Origin of the sequence: Mycobacterium scrofulaceum, from assembly GCF_001667885.1 — a bacterium.
In the GTDB taxonomy this organism is placed as follows: Bacteria; Actinomycetota; Actinomycetes; order Mycobacteriales; family Mycobacteriaceae; genus Mycobacterium; species Mycobacterium scrofulaceum_C.
This window is the reverse complement of the sequence record NZ_LZJW01000069.1, coordinates 1-14047: the sequence shown is the minus strand read 5'-3', so window position 1 is coordinate 14047 and position 14047 is coordinate 1. Positions and strand designations below refer to the sequence as shown.

Sequence of the window (14047 nt, the reverse complement as noted above, 5' to 3'; positions counted from 1 at the left end):
CTCCTTCGGGAATCCTTGATCTACTGGGTGCCTTCGGCGTACCAGGTGCGGAACTCGTCGTACTTGGGCATCTCCTCGGAGTTCGCCTTCGGGTCGATGCAGACGTGGACGACGGCGGTCTTGCCGCTCGCGTACGCCCGCTCGATCGCCGGGCCGATCTCCTCCTCCTTCTCGACGAACTCGCCGTGGCAACCGAAGCCCTCGGCGACTTTGTCGAGACGGACGTCCTTGCTCCAGTGCACGCCAGGCTGCGGAGACGGCTGGGCGAAGGTGCGCTTGTAGACGCCGACCTCGAGGCCCCACTGGTGGTCGACACCGACCACGCACACCAGCGGAAGTTGCTGCCGCGCGGCCGTTTCCAACTCGGCGATGTGGAAAAGGAACGCCGAGTCGCTGGTGATCAGCATGACCGGGCGCTTACCGCCTTCGGCGACCGAGGCCCCAACCGCGTACGGCAAGCCGGTGCCGAGGTGACCGAAGTTCTGGTTCCAGATGACATCGCGCGGTTTGGCCTGCGAGTACGTCCAACCGAAGATGACGGTCGCGCCGCCGTCGCGGACCATGATGCCGTCTTTTGGGAACGCTCGGGTGGCCTCGACGACGAACCGGGCCGGATGCACCGGCGTCCGTCCCGTCGGCGCGTTCTCCGCGAGCTGAGCCAGCTCCGCCGCGTCCTCGGCGATCCAGCGGTCGAGGTCGGCCTTGGCGGCGGCCGAGGCTCTGCGCGGATTGCCGCGAAGCGCCTCGACCAACTGAGGCACCACGCCGCGAAGATCGCCGACCAGCGGGACATCGATCGGACGGTTCACCCCGACGGCGGCCGGGTCCTGTTCGACCAGAACCCATTTGCGATTCGCGTTGTTCTGCGCCCAATGGCGGGTCCTGCCGTAATGACTCGGCTCACCGAGCTCCGTGCCGAGCGCGACGCACAGGTCGGACTTCACCACCGCCTCGACGGCCGCCGGCGAGAACCCGTACGCGAAGGTCCGGTCCTCGAGGCCGTCGATGAAGGACGTGCCGCCGGAGGTCTGGATCACCGGGCAGGCCATCAGGTCGGCCAGCTCCCGGACCGCCGCACCGGTGCGCGACGTGTGGACCCCGTGCCCGACCAACAGGATCGGGCTTTCGGCGGCCCGGATCAGCTGTGCCGCCTCGGCCACCTCACGCTCACCGGCGGTCTGGTTGACGAGTCGGTACCTGTTGGGCGGCAGGGGATCCGGCACGTCGAGCTCGGAGAGGATGACGTGCGAGGGGTACTCGACGTAGGCCGGCCCGGGGGTGCCGGACATGGCCCGGCGGATCGCCTCGTGGATGATCTCATCGGTCTGGTCGGGGTATTCGATGGAGGCGCTGTACTTGACGGACGGCGCAACGAGCGGTTCCTGCCGGACGAACTGGATGCGGCCGCGCCGGACCCGGCGCTCGGTGATGCGGGCCCGCTGGCCGCCGATGAAGATCACGGGGGAGTTCTCCACGAGCGCGCACTGGATCGCACCGGCCATGTTGGCCATGCCGGGCCCGAGCGTGCCGATACACAGGCCGGGATTACCGGTCATCCGCGACGCCGCCTCGGCCATGAACCCCGCGCTCAGTTCGTGATGCGGTGCCACCACCGACCAGCCACGAGCGTCCGCCTCCGCGAACATGTGCACGAAGTTCGGGTCGGGGATGCCGAACAGGGTATTGACGCCCTCGACCTCGAACAGGTCCAGAATGCGTTTGTAGACGGGCACACCCATGGTCAAAGCTCCTCTGTGGTTTGACGGTCAGCGGGTCGATTTCACGTCGGCCGCGAGCCCCAGTTCGTCCAGGATCTGCGTGGTGTCGGCGCCGAGTTCGGGGGCCGGGCCCGCGACCCGGCCCGGCGTCCGCGAGAACCAGGTGGGCACGCCGGGGAAGCGCACCGGGCCATGCGGGGTGTCCACGGTTTCGAACATGCCGACGGCGTTGAGGTGCGGGTCGTCGAACAACGCGCCGGGGGTATTGAGCGGTGCGGCCGGTATCTCGAGGTCTCGGAACAACGCCAACCATTCCTCGGTCGAGCGCTCCTTCATCGTCTCGGCCAATAAGCCGTAGACGGAGTCGATTTGGCGGGCGCGCTGCTCGAGCGTCGAATACGATCCGTCGACCCACGGCGGCCGCACCGCGTCGATGAAGGCGTTCCAGTGCTTGTCGTTGTAGATCAACGCGGCGATGTAGCCGTCGCTGGTGCGGTACGGGCGGCGGTTGGGCGCCACGGTGCGCGGATACACGGCCGGGCCCAACGGGGGATCGAACATGGCGCCGTTGGCGTGTTCGACGAGCATGAACGAGGCCATGGTTTCGAACATCGCGACCTCGACCTCCTGCCCTTCCCCGGTGCGCTCGCGGTGGAACAACGCCATGGTCGTCGCATACAGCGCCGTCAGGCCGGCGACCTTGTCGGCCATGATGGTCCCGACGTAGTCGGCCTCGCCCGTCAGCTGCTGCTGCACCGCGGGCAGGCCGCATTCGGCCTGGATGGTGTCGTCGTATGCGGGCCGGTCGCGTTCGGGCCCGCGCCTGCCGTAGCCGTAGCAATTGGTGTAGACGATCCGTGGGTTGATCGCGGCGACCTCGGGGTAGCCAAAGCCCAGCTTGGTGATCGCCTTGGCGCGCATCGAGTGGATGAAGACGTCCGCCGTCTCGAGCAGTGCACGCAGAGCGGCGGTCCCGGTGTCGGTGCGCAGGTCGAGCACGAGGCTGCGCTTGCCGCGGTTGACGTTGACGAACACGCCGCTCATGCCCGGCGCCGGGCCGACGGAGATGTAGCGGGTGTTATCCCCTTCCGGCGGTTCGACTTTGATCACGTCCGCGCCCATGTCGGCCATGATCTGCGTGCAGTACGGCCCCATCACCATGGCCGTGAGGTCGATCACCCGCACGCCCGCGAGCGGGCCAGTCGCTTCAGCCATGCAGCGCGCCTTGATCGCTTGAGCGATGCGCCAATTCGAAGCTGTAGCGAATGTGTTGGTCATGCCCGTCGGGCAGGACCGGAAAGATCAACGGCGCCTCCACGTATCGAATCGCCTCCAGATGCCTGCCGACGTCTTCGACCGTCCACGACGGCCGGTATACCCCCGGGCTTTCGGCGACGACCGCCCGCGCCACCCGCCCGGCCAGCGCGATGAACACTTCCCCGGTCACCGAGCAGGATTCGTGTGCGAGCCAGCCCACCACGGGCGCAACGAGTTCCGGACCCATCGGCGGGTAGGCGGAGACGTCGATGCCGTCGGCCATCCGGGTCACCGCGGCCGGGACGATGACGTTGCACGCCACCCCGTCGGCGGCGCCTTCGAGCGCCGCGACGTTGGCCAGTCCGATGACGCCGGCCTTCGCGGCCGCATAGTTGGCCACCCCGTGGTTGCCGTACAGCCCGCCGATCGACGACGTCAACACGATGCGCCCGTAGCCCGCCCGGCACATCAGCGGAAAGGCCGGCCGCACGACGTGGAAAGCGCCGCGCAGGTGGACGTCGAGGACCGCGTCGAAATCCTCGTAGCTCATCTCCTTGAGTGATCCGCGACGGACGTTGCCGGCGTTGTGGACGAGGATGTCGACCCCGCCGTAGCGCTGAACGGCGGCCTGGATGATGGCCTCGCCGCCTTCGCGGGTCGTGACCGACGCGGTGCACGCGACGGCATCGCCGCCGGCGGCCGCGATCTCGGCCGCGACCCGCTCGGCCGGCCCGGGGTCGGCGCCCTCACCGGTCAGGCCGGCGCCCGGGTCGTTGACCACGACCTTCGCGCCCCGCGCGGCGAGCAGCTGCGCGTACGCGCGGCCCAATCCGCGTCCGGCGCCGGTCACGACGGCGACGCGGCCGTCGAATCTCAGCTCTGCAGAAGGGGTCTCGTTCACGTCCCGAGGACCAGGCCTTCCAGGTCGCCCTTGTCCCGCCAGACCCGCAACAGGTCGTCGAAGGCGTAGAAGCCGGGGCCGTAGGGCTCGCCCAGGTGGGACCGGATTCCCTCTCCGCCCCCGCCGCCTTCGTTGTTGTAGTAGCCGGGTGTGCATTGGGCGTCGAACGCCGAGTTGTCGACCGCCGTCTCGCGGATGGTCTGGCACCAGGCGTCCTGGGCCTCCTGACTGGGCTCGACGGTGGTCGCGCCGCGCGCCAGGGCCTCGGCGATGATGTAGGCGATGTGCTCGCCCTGCACCTCGTAGTTGGCGGCGATGTTCGCGGAGATGCCGACCTGGGTGAAGCCGGTATAGAACTGGTTGGGAAACCCGCGGCTGGTCATGCCGTGCAACGTCTTGTAGCCGTCGTGCCAGTAGTCGAACAGCGACCGCCCGTTGCGACCCTGGATCGTCTCGATCGAGTAGCGCCGGCTGATTTCGGTGGTGATCTCGAATCCGCTGGCGTAGATGATGCAGTCGACCTCGTACTCGACACCGTTTGCGAGAAGGCCCTTTTCGGTGGCGCGCTCGACGCCTTTGCTCGACGACACGTCGACCAGCGTGACGTTGGGCCGGTTGAACGTCGCCAGGTAGTCGTCGTTGGAGCACGGCCGCTTGCACAGGAACCGGTAGTAGGGCTTCAGGGCCTCGGCGGTCGCCTCGTCCTCGACGATGGCGGACACGCGCCGGCGCAGCCGCTCCATGACCTTGTAGTCTTCCTCTTCCCGGATCGCCATGAACTCGTCGGGAGTCAGGGCCGCCGGATCGTCCAGCGCGAGGACCCGGGCCGCGGTGTTGCGGCCGAGCTCGGTCCAGAAGTCGCACACCAGATCCGGCTGACCGAGCGCCATGCCCTCGAACGTCCAGGAGTGGAAGTTGCGCTGACGTTCCTTCTGCCAGCCGGGTTTGAGGGTCTTGACCCACTCGGGATCGGTCGGCGTGTTGTTGCGCGCGTCGACGGTCGACGGGGTGCGTTGGAACACGTACAGGTGTTCGGCGTGGCGGGCCAGGAACGGCACGATCTGGATACCGGTGGCGCCGGTGCCGACCACGGCCACGCGCTTGTCGGCCAGTTTGTCCAGTCCGCCCCCGGCGTCGCCGCCGGTGTAGGCGTAATCCCACCGCGACGAATGGAAGCTGTGTCCCTTGAAGTCCTTGATGCCGGGAATTCCGGGCAACTTCGGCCGGTGAAACGGGCCGGACGCCATCACGACGAAGCGCGCACGGATGTCGTCACCGCGGTTGGTGCCGATCCGCCAGCGCTTGATGTCGCCGTCCCAGCGCAGATCGTGCACCTGGGTGGAGAAGATCGCCGCATCGTAGAGGCCGAAATGCTTGCCGATGTTCCGGCAGTGCTGGTAAATCTCGGCTCCGTCGGCGAACTTCTTCGACGGCATGAAATCGAGTTCTTCCAGAAGCGGTATATAGCAGTAGGATTCGTTGTCGCACTGGATGCCCGGATAGCGGTTCCAGTACCAGACGCCGCCGAAGTCACCGCCGAGCTCGATGATTCGCACGTCGTCGACGCCCGCCTTCCTGAGGTAAGCCGCCGACAGCAGGCCCCCGAAGCCGCCCCCGAGGACCGCGACATCGATGTCCTCGTTGATCGGCTCGCGGGGCGTCACGGGCGTGTACGGGTCGACCTCGTAGTAGCCGGCGAAGTCGTCCTCGAGCTCGATGTATTGCTTGGAACCCTCTTTGCGCAAACGCTTTTCGCGCTCCTGCCGGTACTTCTCGCGCAGCGCCTCGATGTCGACGTCGTCGGGTGTCTGCGTCGGTCCGCATTCGTTTTGGAACATGGTCATGTATCTCAAAGCTCCCGCGGTTCGCCGGTACCCATGTACTTCGACAGTTGGTAGTGCAGATTGACGGTGCTGCGTTCGCGGTACGGGTTGGGCTTGGTGCCCGGGAAGCCGAGCGATTTCATGCCCTGCTGCACGGCGGCCATGTTCGAGAAATCCTGTGGTAGCACAGATCGCCACCTGGGATCGCCGACCGGCGTGTGCTCCCATTCCGTCTCGGGCTCTTGGCCTTTCGGATACAGCTCGAAGACGGACACCTCGAAGATGCACTTGTCGGGGTTGTAGCTGGGGTGTGGTCGCGCGCTGTAACACAGCGCGCTGGTCAGGCCCTGCCCGATCTGGAAGTTTGGGAAGATCTGCCACGCGGTGCCGGCCTGACCGAGGATGTCGGCGGGAATCGTCGGCCAGGTCACTCCGCGGGCCTCATCGTCGCGGCGCGCGGACGCCAGCCAGTGCTCGAGGACCTTGTCTGCCGGTGTCCCCTCGGGCAACTCGTCGACCAGCCGCTTCGCGGCGTTCACCAGGGTTTGGGTGGTGGTGGCGTTCGTTTCCTCCATCGTGTACACCTGCATCTCCGCGGTTGACACGCGCGGGTCGTCACCGATGCCGAGGCGGATCTTGGACTTGGTGGCCTCCATGTCCTCCGGAGCGTCATAGCCGATGTTGCTGTGTTTGCCCTGGGCTTTGGCCCAGCCCTTGAATTCGCCGAACTTGTTGAATTCGGGATGGGTGGTGTAGACGTGGTAGGTCTCGTTGAACGCCTCCAGCGCGACCTTCCAATTGCAGTCGAAGGACAGCCACTTGCGCCATTTGTAGCGCATGTTTTCCAGGCCGAACGGGTCGAGAATCTTCGCGGCGGGGAACAGGTAATCGGCCAGCGGTTCGCAATCGGGGTCCATGTTGACCCACAGCCACCCGCCCCAGGTGTCGACCTTGACAGGCCGCAGGTGGGTGTTCTCGGCTGTGAGCGACCCCCGCCAGTCCTGCTGTTCGCGGATGTGGGTGCACGCCCCGTCCAAACCGTATGTCCAGCCGTGGAATCCGCAGACGAATGACTTGCGGGCGCGACCGCGAGCGTTCTTCGCGCCTTCGGGTGTGTCGATCAGCCGGCGGCCGCGGTGCATGCACACGTTGTGGTGGGCCTTGAACTCGTCGGACCCGGTGCGCACCACGATGATCGAGTCGTCGAGGATGTCGTAGGTCAGGTAGCTGCCCACCTCGGGCAGCTCTTCGACGCGACCAACCTGCTGCCACACCTTCCGCCACAGCTTGTCCCGCTCGGCGCGGGCGTAATCCTCGGAGATGTAGGCCTCGACGCCGATCGTCATCGGCTGCGAAAGTTCCTCCGCGGCTGAGGCATTCACGCCCCGGGCGAGATCGGTCATCGCATCCTCCTAATGGCCGCGCGGAAGGATTCGTCCTTGAGAAACAGCGAGGTGTTGTCGGCGTCGAGATGACTCCACTTGAGGTCCAGGCCGCCGTCGACCAGCAGCGTCTGGCCGGTGATGTAGCCGGACAGTTCCGAGAGCAGAAACAGGATGGCGCCCGCCTGTTCCTCTGGCCTGCCACGCCGGCCCATCGCGATCGCACGCCGATCCCGGTCCGGGTCGGAGTCGACGTAGGTGCGCGAGGCGGCGGTCTCGGTGACGCCCGGTGCCACGGCGTTCACCCGGATCCCGGCCAGCGCCAGTTCGAGTGCCATCGTGCGGGTCATCGCGGCGATGGCGGCCTTGGCGGTGCCGTAGGCGATGTGAAAGGGTGCGGTGTTCATGCCGCTGATCGACGAGATCGACACGATCGATCCGGGCCGCTCCTGTGCCACCAGCTCGGCCGCCACGGCCTGGCTCATGAAGAACGCCGTCTCGAGGTTCGCGGCGAAGATCTCACGCCAATCGTGGCGCGTCACCCGGGTGGATGGCATCCAGGTCGACGGCGCCGCGCCGCCGGCGACGTTGACGAGTCCGTATAGATTGCCCTCGGCGCGCCGGGCCTGATCGATCACCGCGGCGATGCCGTCGTCGGTCGAGGCGTCGGCCGCGACGGGCACCACCGCCAGACCCTGTCCGGCCAGCGGGGCGATGTGCTCGTCGAGGTTCTCCTTCGACCGGCTCACCGCGATCACGGTGGCGCCGGCCCGGGCGGCCATCGCGGTCACGGTGGTGCCGATCCCGCCGCCGCCGGCGCCGGAGACCACCACGATGCGGCCGTCGAGTCTGAGGAAGTCCTCCATGGCCTGCTTCCCCCTGTTGCGAACACCGGCACGGGCGCAACGGGCTGTGCTTTCTACTGGTCCGGACAAAATATGTCGTTCTGTCGTTCGGAGAATACTATTCCCATCGCTCGACAGCACTGTCAAGGCCGATGGCGGCCGCGCCGCCGACTATTGTCTGGACTAGCGGCAATTGATAGCGTCCAGCGCAAACGGCCGACGGAAGGATCCCGGCAAGGCATGTCGATTTCACGGGCCACCGCGGCGGAGCCGTCACGGTATGCGGCCCTCAACCATCAGGCCGAAGTGGCGGACGGCTGGCGCCTCGATCGGGTCACCGCTCCTAGCCGGCTCTTCGGCGCGAACGGGTTGCGCACCGGGCCGGACGGCCGCGTTTACATCGCGCAGGTGACCGGCAGTCAGATCAGCGCACTGGATCACCGCACCGGCGGGCTGGAAAACGTGAGCCCCAAGGGGGGCGAGATCGTCGCCCCCGATGATGTCGCGTTCGACTCCGGCGGCAACCTGTTCGCCACCGAGGTCATGGACGGCCGGGTCAGCGTGCTCGACACCGCCGGGCGAACCCGGGTGCTGCGTGACGACCTTCCGTCGGCGAACGGCATCACGTTCTATCGGGACCGGTTGTTCGTCGGTGAATGCCGCGAGGGTGGGCGGTTGCTGGAACTCGACCCGGGTGGCGGGTCGGCGCGGGTGCTGCTGGAGAACGTCCCGTCACCGAATGCGATGGAGGTCGGCCCCGACGGCCTGTTGTACTTCCCGGTGATGGGCGCCAACGAGATCTGGCGCGTCCCTCCCGACGGCGGCGAGGCGCAATGTGTCGCAGCCGATCTCGGCGTGCCCGACTCGGTCAAGTTCGACGCGCAAGGCCACATCGTCTCGACCCAGGTCGCCACCGGGCAGGTCCTTCGGATAGATCCGCGCAGCGGCGAGCGGCGGGTACTGGCCCAGCTGAACCCTGGCCTGGACAACTGCACGTTGGTCGGTGACCGGGTGCTGGCATCCAACTTCACCGGAGAGGTCACCGAGATCGCACCGACCGGCGAGACGCGAACGGTGTTGCCCGGCGGCCTCAACTGGCCGCTGGACCTGGCCGTCGGCCACGACGGCCGGCTCTACATCGCCGATGGCACCTACTTCTACGTCCTACTGCCGGACGGGTCGTTGCAAACCGTGGGCATGTTGTTCAGTCCCGGCTATCCCGGGTTCCTGCGGGGCGTCGCGCCGAGCGGGCCCGGCGAGTTCGTCGTGACCACCTCGGCCGGTCAGGTCGCCCGGTACCGGCCGGGGGTCAGCGAAACTGAGGTGCTGGCCGAGGGATTCGACCAGCTTTACGGCGTCGCGGTCGGTCGCACCGGCATCGTCTTCGCCGAACTGGGGACCGGGCGGATCCTGTCGCTGGGGCCGGGCGGCCTCGAGGTGCTCGCCACCGGCCTGCTTGAACCGGTCGGTGTCGCGATCGGCGCCGACGGCGCGTGCCTGGTGGCCGAGGCCGGGCGGGTCGTCAGGGTGGCCGGGTCCAGGAGCGACGTCGTGGTGGCGGATCTGCAACGCCCGCAAGGCATTCTGGTGCGTGACGGCGTGCTCTACGTCGTCGACGCCGGCGCCAAGGAGCTGATCGCCGTCGACCTGCACGACCAGGTCCGGCGCGTCATCGCATCGGGGTTGCCGGTCGGCCCGCCGCCGGGTGTGGTGCCCAAACCCTTGAAAGGGATGCCGCCGTTCTCGGGCCCACAGGGCCCCTTTGCCGGCATCGCGTCCGCGCCCGACGGGACCATCTACCTGTCGGCCGACGGCGATGGCAGCGTGCTGGCTGTGCGCCGGTCGCGGGACGGCCGCTGATGCCCCAGGCCGTCGCGGGCGAGCACCGCTACCTTCAGATCGCCCGCACACTGCGCAAGGAGATCGTCGACGGCGTCTATCCGGTCGGCTCGCAGCTGCCGACGGAGCATCAGCTGTGCGAGCGGTTCGCGGTCAGTCGCTACACCATTCGGGAGGCGCTGCGCCGGCTGCGCGACGACAACCTCGTCGCGTCCCGGCCACGGGCGGGCACGCGGGTGGTTCCCCGTCCCGCCTCCAGTTCCTATGCGCAGGACGCGATGTCGATCGACGACCTGCTGGAGTTCGCGGCCGGCGCGCAGCTGACCATCGAGTCCAACGTGATGGTGACCATCGACGACGAGGTGTCCGCTCGAACCGGATTGCTCGCCGGCACAGAGTGGTTGAGCGTGCGCGGTTACCGCCGGGCCGACGGCGCGTCAGCGCCTCTGTGCCGAACGGAGTACTACATCAACCGCGATTTCGCGGCGGTCGGCAGGTTGCTGCAACGGCACGCCGGCCCGATCTTCCCGTTGATCGAGGACCTGTTCGGCGTCACCATCGCCGAGTTACACCAAGAGATCGCCGCGGTGGTGCTCTCACCCGAGGTGGCCGACGGCCTCGGAGTCGAAGCGGGGCTGGCCGCCTTGCAGATGCAGCGCACGTACAAGACCTCTGATGGCGACGTCGCCCAGGTGACCATCAACACCCATCTGTCCTCGGACTTTCGGTATGCGATGACAATGCGCCGCGTGAAAGATTAGGTTGTTGCGGTGATCGCCCCGGCTCGCCACGACCCCGCGCGCGCGGAGGATGCGTACCGGCGCGGGCTGTGGGTCCATACCACGCTGGCCGATTCCCTGCTCGTGGCGGCGGCGACCTCGCCGCGCCGTGTTGTGCTGGTGGACGGGAACATTCGGCTCGATGCCGCCACGCTCTACGCCCAGGCCACCGCGTTGGCGAACGCCCTGCTGACGCGGATGCCGGAGGGCAGCGTCGTGTCGTTCATGCTGCCGAACTGGCACGAGGCCGCGGTCATCTATCTGGCGGCCACTTTGGCCGGGATGGTGGTGAACCCGATCCTGCCGTCACTGCGCGAGCGGGAGCTGCGCTTCATCCTCGAAGACGTCGGCGCCGCCATGATCTTCGTCCCGCACCGGTTCGGCGGCCACGACTACGCGGCGATGCTCGACGGCGTCACGGCCGCCCTCAAGCGGGCCCCCGAAGTGGTGGTGCTGCGCGGCTGCGAAACGACCCAAGCCGGCCCGCACACGCCGTACCCGGAACTGCTGGGCCGGCCGCCGGACGCGACGCGGCTCCCGAGCCTCGACCCCGACGCCGTGCGGATGGTCCTCTACACCTCCGGAACCTCGGGCCAGCCGAAAGGCGTGCTGCACAGCCACAATTCGATCCACGCCCTGATCAGCCAGATCCGCGAGCACTGGGACATCAACCCTGGCGACGCGTTCCTGGTGCCGTCGCCGGTGGCGCACATCGGCGGGTCGATCTATGCGTTCGAGTGCCCGCTGCTGCTGGGCACGTCCGCGATCCTGATGGACCGCTGGGACCCATCGGCGGCCGTGACGCTGATGGACGGCGAACGGTGCACCCACATGGCCGGGGCGACACCGTTTCTGCAACAACTGCTCTCCGCCGCCGAGCGCGCCGGCAGCCGGCTGCCCGCGTTGAGGGTGTTCATCTGCGGTGGCGCCGCCGTGTCGCCGTCACTGATCCGCCGGGCCGGCGCATACCTTGACCGGGCGGTGATCACCCGGGTGTACGGCTGCACGGAAGTGCCGGTCACGACTGTCGGCGCGCCAAGGCCAGGCGAGGCCGCCCGCGCCGCCGACACCGACGGGCGCGCGGGCATCGCCGAGATCAAGCTCGCCGCGCATCAGGCCGCGCCGGCCGGGGAGGGCGAAATCTGCGTCCGGGGCCCGCAGATGCTGCTGGGCTACCTGCACGCCGAGGACGAGGCCGAATCGTTCGACGACGCAGGCTATTTTCGCACGGGCGACCTGGGACGCTGGGTGGACGGCCAATACCTCGTGGTGACCGGCCGGGCCAAGGACGTCATCATCCGCAACGGCGAGAACATCTCGGCCAAGGAAGTCGAGGACTTGCTGGCCGACCATCCCGGCGTGGCCGAGATCGCGGTCGTGGGACTGCCCGACGACCGCACCGGCGAGCGCGCCTGCGCGGTGATCGTTCCCGCGGGTTCGTCCCGGCCGGACACCACGAGCCTGCTTGCGCTGCTACAGAGCAAGGGCGTCGCCAAATTCAAGGCGCCGGAACAGGTCGTCTTCTGGGACACGCTGCCGAAAAACGATGCCGGAAAGGTGCTCAAGCATCAGATCAAGGCGGCGCTGACGAAGGTAGATGGGTGATATGCAGGTCGCGATCGTTACGGGGGCAAGCAGCGGCATCGGCCTGGGATGCGCGACGAAACTCGCCGAGATGGGGATGGCGATCCTCGGCACCGGCCGGGATCCGGGCCGGCTGGCCGAGCTGGAAAGATCCATCGGTGATCCGAACCGCGTCGCGACACTCGCGGTCGATCTGACCCACGACGACGCGCCCGGCCGCATCGTCGACCTCGCGGTCAGCCGCTGGGGTCACATCGACTTCCTCATCAACAACGCCGGGGTGGGCAGTCCCAAACCGCTGCACGAGACCGACGACGAAACACTGGACTATTTCCTGGGTTTGATGCTGCGCGCGCCGTTCAGGTTGGCGCGCGACGTGCTGCCCCACATGGGGCCCGGGTCGGCGATCATCAACGTCACATCGACTTTCGCCGTCGTCGGCGGCCTGCGCGGCGGTGCCTACTCGGCGGCGAAGGGAGGGCTGACAGCACTGACCACCCACATCGCCTGCCAGTACGGGCCGTCCGGCATCCGGTGCAACGCCGTGGCACCCGGAGTGACGGTCACCCCGATGGTCGAAAAGCGCTTGGAAGACGAGAAGTTCCGCAAAATCAACACCGAGATGACACCGCATCAGCGGCTGGGAACCATCGATGACGTGGCCAGCACCGTCGCGTTCCTGTGCTCCCCGGGTGGCAGTTTCATCAACGGGCAGACCATCGTCGTCGATGGCGGCTGGAGTTCGACGAAGTATCTGTCGGACTTCGCGTTGAACTCCCGTTGGGTCGAGCGCTGAGCAGTCGGTCCTCAGACGGTGAGCAGGACCTTGACCGCGCGACGTTCGTCCATCGCCTTGTAACCCTCGGCGGCGTCCTGTAGCGGAAGGTTCAGGTCGAACACCTTGCCCGGGTTGATCGCACCGTCCCAGATCAGCCTGATCAGCTCGGGCAGGAATCGGCGTACCGGGGCCAGGCCGCCGTGCAGGTGCACCATCGAGAAGAACAGCTCGTCGCCGGGCAGCGCGACGTCGTGCGAGAGGCCGACGTAGCCCACGTGACCGCCCGGTCGGGTGCAGGAGATCGCTTGCATCATCGACTGCTGGGTGCCGACCGCCTCGACAACGCTGTGGGCGCCGAGGCCGTTGGTCAGGTCTTTGATCCTGGCCACACCCTCGTCGCCGCGTTCTTCGACGATGTCCGTCGCGCCGAATTCACGGGCCAACGCTTGGCGATCCCGGTGCCGGCTCATCGCGATGACCCGCTCCGCGCCGAGTTGCTTGGCGGCCAGAACCCCGAGCAGTCCGACCGCCCCGTCGCCGACCACGGTGACGGTCTTGCCGGGACCGGCCTCGGCGGCCACCGCGGCGAACCAGCCGGTGCCCAGCACGTCGGAAGCAGCCAGCAGGCTGGGGATCATCTCGGCGGGCGGCATCTCGGGCGTGGCCACCAAGGTGCCGTCGGCCAGCGGGACGCGGGCGTACTGGGCCTGGGTGCCGATGTGGCCCATCAATTCGCCGTGCACACACCGGCTCTGGTAACCCGCCTGACAGATCTCGCAGGTGTTGTCCGAAGTGACGAACGAGCCGACGACGAATTGGCCGGGCCGGACGTTGCGGACCTCGCTGCCGACCTCTTCCACGATGCCCACGTATTCGTGTCCCATGGGGGCGTCGTGAACCTCGTCCGCGCCGCGATACGGCCACAGATCCGAACCACAGATGCAGAGGAAGGCCCAGCCAATGCGCGGCGTCGTGATGCATGCCCCGGGGGACGTGCGAGTCGAAGACCGGGACGACCCCGAGATCATCCATCCGACGGACGCGATCATCAAGATGTCGGCGACCTGCATCTGTGGTTCGGATCTGTGGCCGTATCGCGGCGCGGACGAGGTTCACGACGCCCCCATGGGACACGAATACG

Annotated in this window: 11 protein-coding genes and 1 pseudogene; 5 read left to right on the top strand and 7 right to left on the bottom strand. The window is 67.5% G+C overall.

Annotated features, from left to right (window positions below):
- Positions 1–20: 20 nt before the first annotated feature.
- From A5681_RS09690 to A5681_RS09665, 6 genes are read right to left on the bottom strand one after another with little or no spacing between them, the layout of a single operon-like run.
- Positions 21–1739, bottom strand: coding sequence for a thiamine pyrophosphate-binding protein (locus A5681_RS09690; protein WP_067272867.1), 1719 nt, complete (start codon positions 1737–1739; stop codon positions 21–23).
- Positions 1740–1766: 27 nt separating this feature from the next.
- A complete protein-coding gene (locus tag A5681_RS09685; RefSeq protein WP_067272862.1) occupies positions 1767–2933 on the bottom strand; it encodes a CaiB/BaiF CoA transferase family protein in 1167 nt (388 codons plus the stop codon).
- Complete coding sequence (locus A5681_RS09680; protein WP_067272858.1) at positions 2926–3876, bottom strand: SDR family NAD(P)-dependent oxidoreductase; 951 nt, start codon at positions 3874–3876, stop codon at positions 2926–2928. Before A5681_RS09680 ends, A5681_RS09685 begins: the two co-directional genes overlap by 8 nt.
- Positions 3873–5720 carry a flavin-containing monooxygenase gene (locus A5681_RS09675; RefSeq protein WP_067272853.1) on the bottom strand — a complete coding sequence of 616 codons (1848 nt, stop codon included), beginning with the start codon at positions 5718–5720 and terminating at the stop codon, positions 3873–3875. Before A5681_RS09675 ends, A5681_RS09680 begins: the two co-directional genes overlap by 4 nt.
- A 5-nt stretch (positions 5721–5725) precedes the next feature.
- The gene (locus tag A5681_RS09670) at positions 5726–7102 is read right to left on the bottom strand and encodes an aromatic ring-hydroxylating oxygenase subunit alpha (RefSeq protein WP_067272850.1); all 1377 of its coding nucleotides are present in this window, start codon (positions 7100–7102) and stop codon (positions 5726–5728) included.
- Complete coding sequence (locus tag A5681_RS09665) at positions 7099–7947, bottom strand: SDR family NAD(P)-dependent oxidoreductase (protein WP_067272847.1); 849 nt, start codon at positions 7945–7947, stop codon at positions 7099–7101. The genes A5681_RS09670 and A5681_RS09665 overlap by 4 nt, the downstream gene beginning before the upstream one ends.
- A gap of 219 nt (positions 7948–8166) precedes the next feature.
- Here A5681_RS09665 and A5681_RS09660 point away from each other — a divergent pair, with 219 nt between their 5' ends.
- Genes A5681_RS09660 through A5681_RS09645 form a run of 4 tightly spaced genes read left to right on the top strand, consistent with a single transcriptional unit; the run spans position 8167 to position 12924 of the window.
- Positions 8167–9786, top strand: a complete 1620-nt coding sequence (locus tag A5681_RS09660; RefSeq protein ID WP_067272844.1) for an SMP-30/gluconolactonase/LRE family protein — start codon at positions 8167–8169, stop codon at positions 9784–9786.
- Complete coding sequence (locus tag A5681_RS09655; protein ID WP_067272841.1) at positions 9786–10526, top strand: GntR family transcriptional regulator; 741 nt, start codon at positions 9786–9788, stop codon at positions 10524–10526. Before A5681_RS09660 ends, A5681_RS09655 begins: the two co-directional genes overlap by 1 nt.
- Positions 10527–10535: 9 nt before the next feature.
- Positions 10536–12149: an AMP-binding protein gene (locus A5681_RS09650; RefSeq protein ID WP_067272839.1), complete on the top strand. Its 1614-nt coding sequence runs from the start codon at positions 10536–10538 to the stop codon at positions 12147–12149.
- On the top strand, positions 12142–12924 hold the full coding sequence (locus A5681_RS09645; protein WP_082968286.1) for an SDR family NAD(P)-dependent oxidoreductase: 783 nt from the start codon (positions 12142–12144) through the stop codon (positions 12922–12924). Before A5681_RS09650 ends, A5681_RS09645 begins: the two co-directional genes overlap by 8 nt.
- An 11-nt stretch (positions 12925–12935) precedes the next feature.
- Here A5681_RS09645 and A5681_RS09640 read toward each other — a convergent pair whose 3' ends face one another.
- Positions 12936–13934, bottom strand: a complete 999-nt coding sequence (locus A5681_RS09640) for a zinc-dependent alcohol dehydrogenase family protein (RefSeq protein ID WP_419866305.1) — start codon at positions 13932–13934, stop codon at positions 12936–12938.
- On the opposite strand from A5681_RS09640, the pseudogene A5681_RS26460 reads away from it, so the two are divergent.
- A pseudogene (locus A5681_RS26460) lies at positions 13867–14047 on the top strand (alcohol dehydrogenase catalytic domain-containing protein); the annotation flags it as partial. The gene A5681_RS09640 and the pseudogene A5681_RS26460 overlap by 68 nt on opposite strands.

What these genes read in the sequence shown, in the direction of transcription:
- A5681_RS09690 (WP_067272867.1), bottom strand. Translation starts at nt 1,739, where the DNA reads ATGGGTGTGCCCGTCTACAAACGCATTCTGGACCTGTTCGAGGTCGAG.
- A5681_RS09685 (WP_067272862.1), bottom strand. Translation starts at nt 2,933, where the DNA reads ATGGCTGAAGCGACTGGCCCGCTCGCGGGCGTGCGGGTGATCGACCTC.
- A5681_RS09675 (WP_067272853.1), bottom strand. Translation starts at nt 5,720, where the DNA reads ATGACCATGTTCCAAAACGAATGCGGACCGACGCAGACACCCGACGAC.
- A5681_RS09670 (WP_067272850.1), bottom strand. Translation starts at nt 7,102, where the DNA reads ATGACCGATCTCGCCCGGGGCGTGAATGCCTCAGCCGCGGAGGAACTT.
- A5681_RS09665 (WP_067272847.1), bottom strand. Translation starts at nt 7,947, where the DNA reads ATGGAGGACTTCCTCAGACTCGACGGCCGCATCGTGGTGGTCTCCGGC.
- A5681_RS09660 (WP_067272844.1), top strand. Translation starts at nt 8,167, where the DNA reads ATGTCGATTTCACGGGCCACCGCGGCGGAGCCGTCACGGTATGCGGCC.
- A5681_RS09655 (WP_067272841.1), top strand. Translation starts at nt 9,786, where the DNA reads ATGCCCCAGGCCGTCGCGGGCGAGCACCGCTACCTTCAGATCGCCCGC.
- A5681_RS09645 (WP_082968286.1), top strand. Translation starts at nt 12,142, where the DNA reads ATGGGTGATATGCAGGTCGCGATCGTTACGGGGGCAAGCAGCGGCATC.
- A5681_RS09640 (WP_419866305.1), bottom strand. Translation starts at nt 13,934, where the DNA reads ATGATCTCGGGGTCGTCCCGGTCTTCGACTCGCACGTCCCCCGGGGCA.